We start from the raw sequence: 14,051 nt of genomic DNA on the forward strand, positions 1-14,051 counted from the left end.
TTGAGAATATCCATTCTCAATGCTTTCAAGCCGCTCGTTTCGGCGCGTAACCGCGCAAATAAATTGCGCTTGCGCCTCCGCAGCGGGCGTCTGCTCACGCAGTCGCCAGAGCAATTTCAAAGTGAAATTGCTCTATACCTCGCGCCCGTTGGTCAGAACGGACACAAGCGTCTCAAGCTTGTTGCTGCGGGAGCCTTTAAACAAAGCCACGCCACCGCAAGCACTGGCACTGGCCTCAAGACCGTGGCTCTGCAAATCGCGCCACACTTTTACAAAATCTTCGGCATCAGCCACTGCTTGCCACACGCCAGCATATCCAGCCATGTCGAGCCCCCTGCGAACGTCCTCCGCGCAGGAGCCTTTCCAGATAACGGCAGCGGGCTTCAATCGTGCCAAATGTCTGCCCAGTTCCTCATGTTCTGCCGCGGCCTGCGCGCCCAGTTCCAGCATGGCGCCCAGCACGGCCACAAAGGGGCGGGATCCGGCCTGTTCTGCGGCGGCTTCCAGCATGCGCCGCATGGAAAGGGGATTGGCGTTGTAGGTATCGTCTATGAGCAGCCATGATCCGACCTGAACCTGATTGAACCGTTGCGCCGGCATCCGGGCATCGGCCAATCCCTGCGCGATGGTGCTGGCATCAACGCCAAGCATATGCGCAGCAGCGGCCACGGCCGCTACATTTTCGGCTCCATACTCCCCTCTGAAGGGAGCGATGACGTCAAGTTCCGTGCCGTCAAGCCAGAGGCGGTACTTGCCGCGCGATGCGGCCATGCCCGCGCCCGCGCCAGCCGTGCCCTCGTCAGTAGCACCCGCGCCAGCCGCGACCGGGGCGGCCCCCAGATAGGACGCGCGAAACGCGGCATCCTGCCCGGTGGCGCTGAAAAAGCGGATGTCCGCGCCGGTGGCGCGCGCCTCGCGCGCCAGATCGGGATAGTCGGCGCTGACCAGCCCTTTGCCGCCCTCTGCAAGATAACTGAGCAGCCGGGCCTTGTGCCAGGCCACGCCTTTATCGCCAAGGCCCTCGGTATGGGCCGCGCCCGCATTGAGAATGAGCGCAAGGTCGGGCCGCAGCACCGCGCCCAGATCGTCCATGTCGCCGGGTTGGCTGATGCCTGCTTCCATAACCCAGAAATCTTCATCGCCATCTGTATTCAGGACGGCCCTGGGCATGCCGATCTGATTATTGTTGTTCAGGGCGTTGCGCGCGGTTTTACCCGCCAGGGACAGTACCCTGGCCAGGGTTTCCTTGACGGTTGTCTTGCCCGCAGAGCCGGTCACGCCCACAACACGGGCCCTGGTGCGGTCGCGCCACAGCGCGGCCAGACTGCCCAGCGCCCTGACCGTGTCAGGCACGACAAAAACAGGCACGGCTATATGGGGCAAAGGACGCGAGGCCAACATGGCTCCGGCCCCCTGCTCTACCGCCCTGGCGGCGAAATCGTGTCCGTCCACCCGGCTGCCGGAAACACATACAAAGAGGGAACCCGGCACAACCTCCCTGCTGTCAGTGGCGACAGAAGTCAGGACAATATGCCCCTCGGGCCCTGAAAACAGGGGCAAGCCCAGGCAGGACGCCATTTCATTCAGTGTCAGGCGCACCGGAGTATCTCCCGCACCACCTCCTGGTCGCTGTAGTGGTGCTTTACGCCCTGGATGATCTGATAATCCTCATGCCCTTTGCCGGCAATAAGCAGAGCGTCATCTTTGCCAAGCATCGAAAGGGCCTTGGAGGTAGCCGCGCGACGATCCACCTCGACCACAACTTCCTTGGCTGTGGCGAGGCCGGGCAGCACATCCTCGAGGATGGCCTCCGGGTCTTCAAAGCGGGGATTGTCCGAGGTCAGCACGGCCACGTCCGACCAGCGGGCCACAGCCTCACCCATTATGGGGCGCTTGGTGCGGTCGCGGTTTCCGCCGCAGCCAAAGACGGTGACAATGCGCTTGAACCCTGCTTCGCGCAAAGCCTTGAGCACGTTCTCAAGCGCATCGGGGGTATGGGCATAGTCCACAAAGACGCTGAGGCCCTGGGGGTTGTCCACCCTTTCCAGCCTCCCGCTCACTCCGGTAAAACTTTCCAGAGCCTTGAAGGCGTCGGGGTCAATACCCATTTCCAGCGCCACAGCCTGAACGGCAAGCAGATTGGAAGCATTAAACGCGCCTACCAGCGGAGACCGCAGATCCCAGCGCATATCCTCAAGACTCATACGCAAATGACAGCCTTCTGTCGTGGAAGACAGCAGTTCACCCCACAGGTGCCGCCTGTTGGGCGCTCCTTTTTGCAGCCCGAAGGAAAGGGCCGTGGGGCAGAGTTCCAGCAGGCGTCGGCCCCAGGCATCGTCGGCGTTCACGGCCATGGCCTTGTCAGCGCGGGGCAGTTCAAGAAAAAGACGGGCCTTGGCCTGAAAATAGCTTTCCATCCCCTGATGATAGTCAAGATGATCCTGGGTCAGGTTGGTGAACGCCGCGCCGGAAAAAGGCACGCCGCACACGCGCTGCTGATCAATGGCATGCGAGGATACTTCCATAACCGCCACATCCACGCCGTCCCTGGCCATGGCCGCCAGCATGGCGTGTACGCTCAAAACGTCAGGAGTGGTCAGGGGGGCGGCCTCATTGTGCCCCGGCCAGCGATAGCTCACCGTACCCATCACGCCGAGCTTGTGCCCGGCCTGGGCGAAAAGACGCTCCAGCAGATAGGTGCAGGTGGTTTTTCCGTTGGTGCCTGTAACACCAACAATGCGGATGGGCAAGGTATCAGTATGCCAGCGGGCTTGCGCCAGACGCCAGAGGGCTTCACGCGGATCAGCGTGATAAATGACCCTGCGACCGGCGCTGACCGCCGCTGCGGCCTCTTCGCTGCGGGCCGCGCAAACGATAACCCCGGCTCCCGCCTCCACTGCGGCAGGAATAAAACGGGCCCCGTCTTCCTTGACACCGGGCACGGCCACAAAGATATCGCCAGAACCGACCTGACGTGAATCAGCGCGCACTTCAATGCCGCCGCGCCCGCACTCATCCAAAAGGGCCGCAAATTCCCGATTCATAACTAACCTCATTGAGTTGCCGAATTCCATTTTTTATCGGCCAAAGTTTCAGCGGGCAGGCGACCAATCAGCTCCACAACTGCGCGTACAATGCCATACCCGCCGAAAATTCATTGCAACTGGCTTACTACCGTTCCGAAAGCCACAGGATGTATTCAACCTTGTTTTCTTCTTCGGGCCAGACCGAACCAGGGGCTGGCGTCTGCTTGACGACGCGGCTGCCCGTTCCCTTGAGTTCGGGCACGACCCCGGCCCTGGCAAACAGTTCCACAGCGTTGCGCACGGACTTGCCCATAACATCGGGCACCCGGCTGCCCGCCTTGGCCAGATGGCCGGGCAGGCGCATGCCCTGATCCTGGGCGGGCGCATCTTCTTTTTTGAAGGCGTCGGCCACGTAGGGAATGTCGAGACTGGCCAGTTTGAGCCCGCGCCTGCGTCCAGAAACAGGAGTGGCTGCGGGACTTTCCTCAGCCGCAGCGACCTTGGAATCGTTTCCGAGGCCCGTGAAGGTCAGGGTGCGGCTGGCGATTTCCTTGAACACAGGGGCCGCCACCACGCCGCCGTACTGGTTGCGCGTGGGTTCGTCCACCATGACAAGAATAAGGTATTTGGGCTTGTCCGCAGGGAAGAAGCCCACAAATGAGGCCAGACGCTTGCTGCCGTAGGTTCCGGCGCGATGGTCGGCCTTTTGCGCCGTGCCGGTCTTGCCCCCCACCTCAACGCCTTCAATGCGGGCGCGCTTGCCTGTGCCGTCGTTTTCTTCCACCACGTCGCGCATCATGCGCATGACTTCGCGCGCCGTGGATTGCGAAAAGACCCGCTGGTGCGTTTCTTCCACATTATTTTCGTCGCGGGTAAGCGTCAGCTGCTTGTACAAGCCATTATTCAGCAGGGTAAGATAGGCCTGAGCCATTTGCAGGCCCGTGACCGAAATACTCTGCCCAAATGATGTGGACATGATGTCCACTTCACTCCAGTCACGCGGGATGCGCAAAATGCCCCGGCTGTCGGACACAGGCACGCTGGTGCGCTGACCAAAGCCGAGCGCCTGCAAATATTTGTGAAAGGTAGGCACGCCGATCATGAGACCGATTTTCGCCATACCGATGTTTGACGAATAGCGCAGCACCTTGCTGGCGGGCAGCACGCCCTGCCGCGAAGTGTCACGGATGGTGAAATTCTTTGTTTCCCACCTGCCGCTTTCGCAATCAATGGCCGTGCTGGCACTGATCTTTTTTTCCTGGATGGCTGTGGCCATGACAAAGGGTTTGAACGTGGAGCCAGGCTCCAGCGCGTCAGCCGCCATGCGGTTGCGGTAGACAAGCGGACTCGCGTCCTTGTAGGTGTTGGGGTTAAAGAAAGGATACTGCGCCCAGGCCATTATTTCGCCGGAGGGCACGTCCACCACGATGGCTCCGCCCCAGCGCGCGTCATATTCACGAACGGCGCGGGCCACGGCTTCTTCCACGATGAACTGCATCTGCACGTCAATGGTCAGGGTAAGATCTTCGCCGCGCGGTTCGCTCTGCCCTTCTTCATGCAGGTAAAAACGACGGCCCATGGCGTCACGCTGCACAATCTGTCTGGTGGGGATGCACCCCAGGCGGGACTCCATAGAGCGCTCAATGCCTTCAAGTCCCTTGTCGTCCAGGCCGACAAAGCCAAGCACCTGCCCGGCCATGTGCTTGAAGGGGTACACGCGGTCATACTCTTTTGACAGGCCAATGCCTGCAAGATTGGTCTTGTGCACCGCCTCGGCGGTGTAGTCGTCCACCTTGCGCTTTATCCAGACAAAGCGGCGCTTGGTCTGCGAAAGTTCGTCATACAACTTTTTGGGTTCAATACCCAGAATGGGGCCAAGGGTATTGGCCATGGCCTGAAAGTCTTCAATTTCCTGCGGACGCGCATACACGGAACGCGCTTCAATGCTGCGGGCAAGAACCTGGCCGTTGCGGTCGAGGATCATGCCACGGCGTCCGGTGACCAGTTCAGAGGCCATGTGCTGCCGACGCGCGCGTTCGGCCAGACGTGGCCCTTCAATCATCTGAAGATACCAGGCACGGCCCCACAGGCCAGTCCACAGCAGGCAAAAAATGACCACGACGAGCCTGATGCGTACGCGACCCCAATCTACCTTTTCCGCCCAGGCAAAACGCGCCTTGCCCTCAGAAACATTGGCCCGCGCGCGGTTGACGGGACGGGCTGTTTTTTCTGCTCTTGGGGCATCCGTGTGCCTATTGCCCTTGCGGGAAGAGAATTTGAACATGGCTTATCCCAAATACTTTCGGGTTATCACAATGGTGTGGTTCGGGCTGTCCTGACGGACGTTCCGGTTGCGGGAGCGGATCCGGCTCCTGAGGCTAGCGCGCTTCCATGCGGCGAATCTGGCCGGGCTTGGGTTCGCGCATGGAAAACTCTTCTGCCCTGCGGCGCAGCTCATAGGGCGAAAGCAGGCGTTCCCTTTCAACTTCAAGCTTGGCGCGCAGCGCGCGGCGTTCACGCAGGGTATTCTGCGCGATATTGATAAAATAGGTGGTGTCCATGCGCTCAATGTTGCTCCAGACGAGCACAAGCCCCATGACCATACAGGCCAGCAGACCGAGTACAAGAAACAACAGCCACCCTCTGCCGCCTGCAGGTTTTGCCGAGAGGTTCCGCTTCACGAGCCTGACGCCTCGGCTATTTTTTCCACTGCCCGCAGCTTGGCGCTGCTGGCGCGGGGATTGACGGCCAGTTCGTCCGGCCCGGCCTGCACAGGTTTTTTATGCAGAATGCGCACTTCAGGCTGGTGACCGCACACACAGCGCGGGATATGCCTCGCACAGCGGCAGCCTTCAGCCCAATGACGCATGACCTGCTTGACCATGCGGTCTTCAAGCGAGTGAAAGGTAATAACGGCCAGACGCCCGCCGATAGGCAAATAGGCCAGAATTTGATCCAGAAAGCGTTGCAGTTCGCCAAGTTCGTCGTTGACGGCCATGCGCAAAGCCTGAAACGTACGCGTGGCCGGATGGCGGCGGGCCTTGGCCCGCCAGGCTGCGGGATAGGCCCTTTCCACAAGGGCGGCCAACTGCGCGGTGGTGTCTATGGGGTCTTTTTGCCTGGCGTCCACAATGGTGCGGGCGATACGCCCCGCCTGCGGCTCTTCGCCAAGGGTGGCGATGCAGTCCTTGAGCCTGTCGAAGCTTTCGCGATTTACCCAATGCCAGGCCGAAGGCTGCCCAGAACTCTGATCCATACGCATATCCAGCGGCCCATCGCCATAAAAACTGAATCCGCGCCCGGCTTCGTCCAATTGAAAAGAAGAAACGCCGATATCCAGCAGGGCTCCGTCCACCTTGCTCCAGCCTAGTTCACCAAGAGCGTCGGCAAAATCGCTGTACCGGCAGTGGAACAAATGCGCCCGTGGGCCAAAGGGGGCCAGGCGCTGCCTTGCAAAATTCAGGGCGTCTTCATCGCGGTCAAGGCCGCACAATTCTATGTCAGAAGCTGACGACAGCACGGCGCTGGCATGCCCGCCCATTCCCAGGGTGCCGTCAAGATAGCGCCCCCCGGCGCGCGGGTCGAGCGCGGCCAGCGTTTCCACAGGCAGGACAGGAACATGACGTTCCTGTTCCGCATTTTCGTGCATGGTCTGCATCATGATAAACCTAGAGGCTGATTGTCACACCACTGGCTGCAAGCTCGTCAGAGACGTCTTCAAGCGTCAGGGCGTCAAAGCGGGTCTGATCCCAAATTTCAAACTTACTGAGCATACCCACCAGCATGACGTCCTTCTGAAGGCCTGCTTCACGCATGAGGGATTGCGGAATGCGCACCCGGCCCTGGGCGTCGGGCAGCATTTCCTGCGCAAGACCCATGACCTTGGTTTTAAAGTGCGAAAGACGGGGAGAGGGCATGGGAATACTGCTCAACTGTTCAGTGATTTTTTCCCAATTTTCAGGCAGATAGGCCACAAGGCGGCCATAGTAAGCGGTAAGCCAGAAAGCGCCCGTGCCCCCTTCAGCATAAAGCCCGTCCCGGTATTCCGGCGGCAGCATAAGGCGACCCTTGGGGTCGAGGCTGCGGGAAAGGCTTTTTGTGAAGAGTTTTGGCACTTCTTTTACCACTTTATTACCATTAATTACCACTTTTTCCCACTTATGCCCCAAGGCAATGGGGGTGTCAAGCTAACTGGGCAAAAAGTGTATTATTTATGTCTGAAGCCAGTTTGACGGATTATTGTGGGCAGAAGAAAAGCTTCTTCAACCCAGCGGCTTCGGTGGGAAAAAGTGGTTTTTACCACGCAAAAGGGATGCGGGACTCCGGCGGCGGAGTTTTGAATAAAGGAAGCACTGATTAAAGAGCCTCCTGGAAACGCGCAGTTATTTCGTTTGGCAAGGCGCGATCTTTTTTTGAAGCAGGAGTGGACTCTTCCGTCCTCGACTGTTTCAAAAAAAGTGAAGCAACGATGCCAAACGGAATAAATCAGCGTTTCCTAAAATCTTTCATGCGCAGTCGCGCAGGGCAGCAAGTCCATAGTGCACGCCTTCTGTGCGAAAGACTGGAAGCCTTGACAATATGTGGTAAAATCAGGATGATTTATGGTGCTGGTTTTATACTCTTCTTCAATCTGCGCCCATGCGCCTAACCAGCTTTTTCTGGCATCTAAAGCAAGGATACATTATGAGAACAAAAATTGTCGCAACCATAGGCCCCGCTTCAAACAGCAAAGAAAAACTGCATCAACTGGCTGAAGCTGGCGTCAGTGTTTTTCGCCTCAACTTTTCACACGGTTCGGCAGCGGATTTCGTCACCATCATACAAAATATACGTGAAGTGGAGCGTACCCTCGGGCGCCCCATCACCATCATGCAGGATCTTTCCGGCCCGAAAATCCGCCTCGGCATAGTGCCTGAAGGAACCATCGATGTTGACAAGGGCATGCGCCTTCTGCTGGGCCCAAGCGCCAGCCGCACCGATGAAATGCCCTACCTGCCTTTTGATCATCAGGTCATTCTTGAAAGCCTCGACCCCGGCGACCGCCTTGTGCTGGCCGACGGCGGTCTTCAGTTCATCGTGCAGGAGCGCCGCCCCGACGGGCTCGTGCTGCTTGAAGCCGACAATGCCGGCATCGTCACATCCCGCAAGGGTCTGGCCCTGCCCGGCAAGGCCACCAAGGTGCGCGCCCTGACCGACAAGGACAAAAAAGACCTTGCGGACGGCCTCAAGCTTGGCGTGGACGCGGTAGCCATTTCATACGTACAGACAGCTGACGATGTGCGCGAAGCCAAGGAACTCATAGCCGCCGCCGGGCAGAAACTGCCCGTTGTGGTCAAGCTCGAACGTCAGAGCGCCGTGGACAATCTGGCCGAAATTCTGGCTGAAACGGATGTGGTCATGGTGGCGCGCGGCGACCTTGGCGTTGAATGCCCGCTGCCCCTGCTGCCCGCCCTGCAAAAGCGCATCATCAGCGCCTGCAACAAGGCATCCAAGCCCGTTATTGTGGCCACGCAAATGCTGCTTTCCATGGTGAACAGCCCCGCCCCCACACGCGCTGAAACCACTGACGTGGCCAACGCCGTGCTGGACGGAGCCGACTGCGTCATGCTCTCGGAAGAAACGGCCATGGGGAACTTTCCTGTTGAAACAGTGCGTTACATGCGGCGCATTACCGACGAGGCTGAAAAGCTGCTTTTGCTCAATCACAGGCTTGAAGAACCTGATGCCGACAAGGGAATTCCTGAATTTCTGGCATATTCTGCCTGCCTGCTGGCTGACAAGGCCAAGGCCAAGGCCATTGTTTCGCACAGTCTTTCCGGCAGTTCTGCCCGTCAGGTTTCTGCCAGGCGTCCTCCGCAGCAGATTTACGCCCTCACGCCCGATCCGGTGACCGTCAAGGCCCTGAACTTCGTCTGGGGCGTCAAGCCCGCCTTCGTGGCCAGGCCGCAGGATGAGGAGAGCCATCTTATCCGGGCCGAGCATTTCATCCATAGCAGCGATGATTTTGCGTCGGACGACTGCATTGTCATCACCGCCGGTCAGGTCAAGGGTTCCTCCTCCACCCCAAGAGGCACCAACCTCGTCAAAATCTACTGGAAGTAGGCCATGGCCGAAAGCGCACGGATTGCAAAAGAGGTTCCCCAGAATATCAACGAGGAGTACTACCAGATAAGCGGCGAAATTCTTTCGAGCTTTCCCAAATACCGCCCACCGGTGGATCTTTTCAGCTTTCGTGAAGACATCATGGTGCTGGCGCCCTATTGCAAAAAAGAAACGCGCCTGACCAATGAACAGGTTGAAGAGGTGGCCCGTCTTTGCGACAAGGGCGATCTTTTTGTGGCCCGCTCAGACCATCACATCTATTCGCGCCACATCGTCAAACAGCTCGACCTTGTTTTGCAGGACAAGAACCTCAAAGAAGCCGAAATCGCCGACATCTGCATCCGTGCGCTGTTTCTTCGCTATACCGAATTCGACAGCCAGCCCATAAAGACCCTTTTTGAGCCTCTGTACCGTGACGCCATGGTCGTCACGGAATACCTGTGGGCAGACAGACACCGCATCAACACCTTCATGCGGCGGCTGTTCCGCAGGCATCAGCCCGCCCGCCATGCCATAAACACCATGAGCGTCGGGCTCTGGCTGTGGCTGCAGGTTGGCGGAGAATACAGGCGCAAAGACCTTGACCGCATGACGCTTGCCCTTTTGCTGCATGATGTGGGCATGAGCAAGGTTCCAGCCTTTCTGCTCAACAAGCCCGGCCCGCTCAAGGCCGAAGAGCGGGAAAAAATTTTGCCCCACCCGCTTGTGGGCATCAAACTCATGCACAAAATGGATGTAAGCTTTGAAGAACTGGTGCGGGCCTGCTATGAACACCATGAACGCATGGACGGCTCTGGATACCCCCAGCATCTTAAGGGAAATCAGATCAGCCGGGTGGGACGCATCACGGCCATTGCGGACTCCTTTTCGGCCATGATCAGTCACAGGTCGTACAGCGAAGCCAAGGAGCCTCTTGCCGCCGCCAAAGAGCTGGCTGGCGATGCCCGGTATGACGGGGAGTTCTCGAACTTGCTCTTCTCGGGTTTTGCTTCTGGCAATATTGGACAAATGGTGGATATGGACCAGGCCGTGGATACCCCGCTTTAGAGCAGTTTCACTTTGAAGTGTTTTGTGGGGAAAGCTTTGTGGGGGAGGGACTTTTTTGCAAAAAAGTCCCTCCCCCACGCCCCCACCCACCAAAACTCTTGTTATGTCTGCGTAGAGCGTTAAGGTGTTTCTGATTTTACGCGGGGGTTTCAGACAAAGCGGCTTCCAGGCATCACCTACCGCGAAGCTTATCTGCTCCATCCCGGCCACTTGCAGGCCAGCATGACTGAAGACCGCGCCGCATGGCGCGGTCTTTCACGTTTCAGTCTATTTCTTTCTAAACGCCCGGCGCGCGGCCGGGCCGTGCGAGCTTCCTGTTCGTTGCATAAACTGATATCTGCCTGCGTGGCCTGAATAACGTTTCCTGATGAAACTGTTCTGACAGCCCCACGAGCGGGCGTCCGCCGTGAAGGCGCATGCGCAGCGTATCAGCGCTGACAAGAGACAATGCGAACGTGCCGCGCCTTGGAAAGCTTATCAAAGGTGATTTGTTCTGATGCACATGAGGCTGTGATGCCTCACCCGGCATGGCGACAACGACCCAACTTTTGCAGGTGGAAATATGGGCTCCATTTCACTGGATGAAGCACGCGACCTCGGTCAGCGTGCCCTCATGAGGCACAAGGTCAGCTCTGAAAACGCCGCGGTGACCATTGACGCCCTGCTCCGGGCGGAGATGCAGGGGATTCCCTCACACGGCTTTTCACGGATTCCCTATTATGCTGGCCAGGCAGCCACGGGCAAGATAGACGGTTTTGCAAAACCGCAGATATCGCGTCCAAGACCGGGCGCCATTCTCACGGACGCCCGGTGCGGCTTTGCCTTTCGGGCCATGGCCGACAGCCTGCCCGTGGCGGCCCAGGCGGCCAGAGAAAACGGCATTGCCCTGCTGGCAATAAAGAATTCACACCACGCGGGCGTACTGGGCCTTCCTGTCGCTGATTTTGCGGAACAGGGGCTTCTGGCCATGGCATTTGCCAACAGCCCCGCCGCGCTCGCGCCTTATGGGGGCAGCAAGGCCGTTTTTGGCACCAATCCCATGGCCATGGGATGTCCCAGAAGAAACGCGCCGCCACTGGTCATTGACATGTCCATGGGTGTCATGGCGCGCGGCAAGGTTTTGCAGGCGGCCGAAAAAGGAGAACTCCTGCCTGAAGGCGTGGCTGTTGATGCGGAGGGCAAGCCCACACGCGATGCGGCCAAGGCTTTTGCTGGCTCGCTGCTGCCCTTTGGCGGCCCCAAGGGCTACGCGCTGGCGCTGATGGTGGAAATCATGGCTGCTGTGTTGCCGGGCGCTGCTCTGGCGGTGGAGGCAAGCTCGCTGTTTGCACCCGAAGGGCCTTCGCCGCGCATCGGGCAAAGCTTTTTGGTCATGGATCCGGTGGCCACAGCGGGAGACGGCTTTACTGACCGCATTGACGCTCTGCTGCGTGTCATCACAGAACAGGAAGGCGTGCGCCTGCCCGGCGACAGGCGGTTGTCGCTGGAGGCATCTGCGCGGGCCAAAGAATCGGTTGCTTTGCCAGACCCGCTGCTGGAACAGCTGTACGGTCTCTGCAAAGAATAGCTAAATGCCCAGGCAAAACCGTTCCGGCACTGCTGGCCGCGCAGGCGTTCGCGGCAAAGAGCCAGAACAATGTAATGTTGAAAACAGATAGACAGGCTGATACTGCAACGTGCCGTGGATTCAGCCGCAAATCGCATTTTCAGCTGACGGAGCATCTTTAAAATTCTTCATATTTCAAAGATGCTCCGATTCAGAGTAGATAAACTTTGCGCCAAATAAACTTTGCGGCAGATAAACTTTGCGGCAGATAAACTTTATAGTGGCATGATGCCTGAAAAAAGCTGACTCGGCCCCTTCGTTCCGAAAACCTATTGTACTACAGTAAAATACAGTAAGAGTTTTAGGGGGTGGGGGCGTGGGGGAGGGACCCTTTTACAAAAGGGTCCCTCCCCCACCAAGCACTTCATCAACCTGGGCTACACCGTAAAAATTTCCGGTTCTCTCCTGTCCCTGCATTTTTCTTCGAGCATGGCGATAACCTTCAATACTGGCTCCTGGTCGAAAAACTTGGCCTGCTCCGGGCAGGCCTTCACGCAGGCGCAGCAGCGTATACAGCCCTGATCCACAAGGGTGGCATCGTCCTCACTGATGACCTGCACAGGGCACTGGCTTGCGCAGAGCATGCATTGGGTACATGCCTCAGACGTTTTCGGGCGGATGTCCACGACAGGGGGCAGATCCTTGTAGGGGTGGTTGCCCGGAACAGCGACCGGCCCGTCACGGCCCGAAAGTATGGCCTGGGCCGTATGGCGGGCGAATTCCCCGACGAGTTGCATATCCCGGCTGTCGGGTCTGCCCGTGCCAATGGCAGGCGTCAGGCTGTGTTCCGCGATAAAGGCCGAGGCCGCGACCACGACGCAGTTGTGTTTCTGCAGCGTATCCACAGCCTCCAGAAGGGCGTCGTCGTAGTGGCGGTTGCCGTATACGGCCAGAACCGCAGCCCGCGCTCCACCGCCGTCAAGTGCAGACAAAAAACCGTCAAGCAGCCGGGGTACACGCCCGGCATACACAGGAAAAGCCAGAAGCAGCACATCATCCGGCCCACAGCGCAATTTTTTGGCGCGCCCTGGCGGATAGGTCAGGTCATGCTCGCAAAGTTCCTTGCCCAGCGCTTGCGCCAGGGGCCATGCCACGGCCAGGGCAAGGTTTTTGCTGCTGTGCGTGGGGCTGAAAAAAACAGCGTGCAGTATTCCGCTCATGTGTGCCTCTTTTGGGTTGCATGACAGAGAAGATGGAGCAATTCATGTTCAGACTGCTCTGGCGACTGCGTGGGCAGGCGTCCGCAGTGCAGAGCGGCGCAGCGTCTTGCGCCGGTAAACTCCGGAGCGGGCGTCTTCAGCCTTTGGAGTGCATATGGATATCCCAAAGGTAAACGGAAATAAATTCTCAGGGCAGTCCGCGCTGGACTGCCCATGGCAAAAGGGCCGGAATATGCGTATCCGGCCCTTTTAAAGTGTTGCGAAAAGCTTGAGGCGTTACTGTTTACCAGCTTTTACCCTTGCTCTGCTCATGACCCACAATACCGCCAGCCAGAGCGCCTACGCCAGCGCCGGCAAGGGCACCCCAACCGGCCGCGCCGCCGGAAATGGCGGCAATACCGGCACCGCCAAGGGCGCCAAGAGCCGCGCCGCTGGCAACACCCTGCTGGGTCTTGTTCATATTGGTGCAGCCAACGCCACTGGCAAGCATGGCGGCCAGCAGACCTATAATTAAAACTTTTTTCATGGCAATTCTCCTGAAAAGTCCAGTCGAGGCTTGAAAGGCATTGACCCTATTTCGCGGCAAGACGCGGGGTGATCAGTTCATACCAGATAACACCCATAACCGGACGGTCAAGCTTGTCGGGGTTGGCAGCATACCAGCTGTCCACCAGCTTGATGATGTCAGCGCGGTTGACATTATCAAATGCCTTCATCCAGCCCTTTTCAAAGGGTGACAGGGTGCTGGTAGGCTTTTTGCCCGTTTTGGCAGCTTTTTCCATTATCTTGCCGTTAACAAAGTACTCCACCGTAATGGCCGATTCCACCCCAAGCAGAAAAGCGGCTTTATCGGTTTCAGTCGTTTTTTGCCATACGGCACCTGTAAGCTGTTCAACGGGATTATTATGAGGCACAGCGCTGGCGGTGGTTTCAGCCGCACGAACGGGCGCGCAGGCCAAAACCAGAGCCAGAACCAGCCCAAGGCTCAAAACTGACTTTTTCACTCGAAGCTCCTTGCAGTTTACAGAACAGGCGGATGAACCGCCGGGGGAACACTCATACCAATAGACTAAAAGCGCTAATCGCTATCAGTGTTTGTTCCAGTCTAGT

At 58.1% G+C, this 14,051-nt stretch carries 13 protein-coding genes; 4 read left to right on the forward strand and 9 right to left on the reverse strand.

What is annotated here, in order from left to right; all coding sequences use genetic code 11:
- Nucleotides 1-132: 132 nt before the first annotated feature.
- The 6 genes from RBR41_RS03350 to RBR41_RS03375 form a co-directional block, all read right to left on the reverse strand.
- Nucleotides 133-1,599 carry a UDP-N-acetylmuramoyl-tripeptide--D-alanyl-D-alanine ligase gene (locus RBR41_RS03350; protein WP_320351048.1) on the reverse strand — a complete coding sequence of 489 codons (1,467 nt, stop codon included), beginning with the start codon at nucleotides 1,597-1,599 and terminating at the stop codon, nucleotides 133-135.
- Nucleotides 1,590-3,044: a UDP-N-acetylmuramoyl-L-alanyl-D-glutamate--2,6-diaminopimelate ligase gene (locus RBR41_RS03355; protein WP_320351050.1), complete on the reverse strand. Its 1,455-nt coding sequence runs from the start codon at nucleotides 3,042-3,044 to the stop codon at nucleotides 1,590-1,592. Before RBR41_RS03355 ends, RBR41_RS03350 begins: the two co-directional genes overlap by 10 nt.
- 127 nt (nucleotides 3,045-3,171) lie before the next feature.
- Complete coding sequence (locus RBR41_RS03360; RefSeq protein ID WP_320351051.1) at nucleotides 3,172-5,310, reverse strand: penicillin-binding transpeptidase domain-containing protein; 2,139 nt, start codon at nucleotides 5,308-5,310, stop codon at nucleotides 3,172-3,174.
- 94 nt (nucleotides 5,311-5,404) lie between these two features.
- Nucleotides 5,405-5,629, reverse strand: a complete 225-nt coding sequence (locus RBR41_RS03365; protein WP_320351456.1) for a hypothetical protein — start codon at nucleotides 5,627-5,629, stop codon at nucleotides 5,405-5,407.
- A 74-nt stretch (nucleotides 5,630-5,703) separates the two neighbouring features.
- Complete coding sequence (gene rsmH, locus RBR41_RS03370) at nucleotides 5,704-6,687, reverse strand: 16S rRNA (cytosine(1402)-N(4))-methyltransferase RsmH (protein WP_320351053.1); 984 nt, start codon at nucleotides 6,685-6,687, stop codon at nucleotides 5,704-5,706.
- Between the two features lie 7 nt (nucleotides 6,688-6,694).
- A complete protein-coding gene (locus RBR41_RS03375) occupies nucleotides 6,695-7,141 on the reverse strand; it encodes a division/cell wall cluster transcriptional repressor MraZ (RefSeq protein ID WP_320351055.1) in 447 nt (148 codons plus the stop codon).
- Between the two features lie 98 nt (nucleotides 7,142-7,239).
- Between RBR41_RS03375 and RBR41_RS03380 the strand changes: the two genes are divergently transcribed.
- The 4 genes from RBR41_RS03380 to RBR41_RS03395 all read left to right on the forward strand — a co-directional run bounded on the left by RBR41_RS03380 (nucleotide 7,240) and on the right by RBR41_RS03395 (nucleotide 11,742).
- Entirely contained in the window at nucleotides 7,240-7,386 is a 147-nt protein-coding gene (locus RBR41_RS03380) for a hypothetical protein (RefSeq protein WP_320351057.1), read from the forward strand.
- A gap of 323 nt (nucleotides 7,387-7,709) precedes the next feature.
- On the forward strand, nucleotides 7,710-9,128 hold the full coding sequence (gene pyk, locus RBR41_RS03385; RefSeq protein WP_320351059.1) for a pyruvate kinase: 1,419 nt from the start codon (nucleotides 7,710-7,712) through the stop codon (nucleotides 9,126-9,128).
- A gap of 3 nt (nucleotides 9,129-9,131) precedes the next feature.
- Nucleotides 9,132-10,175, forward strand: coding sequence for an HD-GYP domain-containing protein (locus tag RBR41_RS03390; RefSeq protein WP_320351061.1), 1,044 nt, complete (start codon nucleotides 9,132-9,134; stop codon nucleotides 10,173-10,175).
- 562 nt (nucleotides 10,176-10,737) lie between these two features.
- On the forward strand, nucleotides 10,738-11,742 hold the full coding sequence (locus tag RBR41_RS03395; RefSeq protein ID WP_320351063.1) for an Ldh family oxidoreductase: 1,005 nt from the start codon (nucleotides 10,738-10,740) through the stop codon (nucleotides 11,740-11,742).
- 416 nt (nucleotides 11,743-12,158) lie between these two features.
- On the opposite strand, the gene RBR41_RS03400 is transcribed toward RBR41_RS03395, so the two are convergent.
- The 3 genes from RBR41_RS03400 to RBR41_RS03410 all read right to left on the reverse strand — a co-directional run bounded on the left by RBR41_RS03400 (nucleotide 12,159) and on the right by RBR41_RS03410 (nucleotide 13,945).
- Nucleotides 12,159-12,941: a 4Fe-4S binding protein gene (locus RBR41_RS03400; RefSeq protein WP_320351065.1), complete on the reverse strand. Its 783-nt coding sequence runs from the start codon at nucleotides 12,939-12,941 to the stop codon at nucleotides 12,159-12,161.
- 283 nt (nucleotides 12,942-13,224) lie between these two features.
- A complete protein-coding gene (locus RBR41_RS03405) occupies nucleotides 13,225-13,467 on the reverse strand; it encodes a cell envelope biogenesis protein OmpA (protein WP_320351067.1) in 243 nt (80 codons plus the stop codon).
- A gap of 46 nt (nucleotides 13,468-13,513) precedes the next feature.
- Nucleotides 13,514-13,945: a hypothetical protein gene (locus RBR41_RS03410; protein WP_320351069.1), complete on the reverse strand. Its 432-nt coding sequence runs from the start codon at nucleotides 13,943-13,945 to the stop codon at nucleotides 13,514-13,516.
- Nucleotides 13,946-14,051 lie beyond the last annotated feature (106 nt).

The sequence above is a fragment of the Desulfovibrio sp. genome (genome assembly GCF_034006445.1).
Classification (GTDB): domain Bacteria; phylum Desulfobacterota; class Desulfovibrionia; order Desulfovibrionales; family Desulfovibrionaceae; genus Desulfovibrio.

Excerpts from the sequence above, each read along its gene's own strand:
- RBR41_RS03355 (WP_320351050.1), bottom strand. The coding sequence starts at position 3,044 with ATGAATCGGGAATTTGCGGCCCTTTTGGATGAGTGCGGGCGCGGCGGC.
- RBR41_RS03360 (WP_320351051.1), bottom strand. The coding sequence starts at position 5,310 with ATGTTCAAATTCTCTTCCCGCAAGGGCAATAGGCACACGGATGCCCCA.
- RBR41_RS03365 (WP_320351456.1), bottom strand. The coding sequence starts at position 5,629 with ATGGTCATGGGGCTTGTGCTCGTCTGGAGCAACATTGAGCGCATGGAC.
- rsmH (WP_320351053.1), bottom strand. The coding sequence starts at position 6,687 with ATGATGCAGACCATGCACGAAAATGCGGAACAGGAACGTCATGTTCCT.
- RBR41_RS03380 (WP_320351057.1), top strand. The coding sequence starts at position 7,240 with ATGTCTGAAGCCAGTTTGACGGATTATTGTGGGCAGAAGAAAAGCTTC.
- pyk (WP_320351059.1), top strand. The coding sequence starts at position 7,710 with ATGAGAACAAAAATTGTCGCAACCATAGGCCCCGCTTCAAACAGCAAA.
- RBR41_RS03390 (WP_320351061.1), top strand. The coding sequence starts at position 9,132 with ATGGCCGAAAGCGCACGGATTGCAAAAGAGGTTCCCCAGAATATCAAC.
- RBR41_RS03395 (WP_320351063.1), top strand. The coding sequence starts at position 10,738 with ATGGGCTCCATTTCACTGGATGAAGCACGCGACCTCGGTCAGCGTGCC.
- RBR41_RS03400 (WP_320351065.1), bottom strand. The coding sequence starts at position 12,941 with ATGAGCGGAATACTGCACGCTGTTTTTTTCAGCCCCACGCACAGCAGC.
- RBR41_RS03405 (WP_320351067.1), bottom strand. The coding sequence starts at position 13,467 with ATGAAAAAAGTTTTAATTATAGGTCTGCTGGCCGCCATGCTTGCCAGT.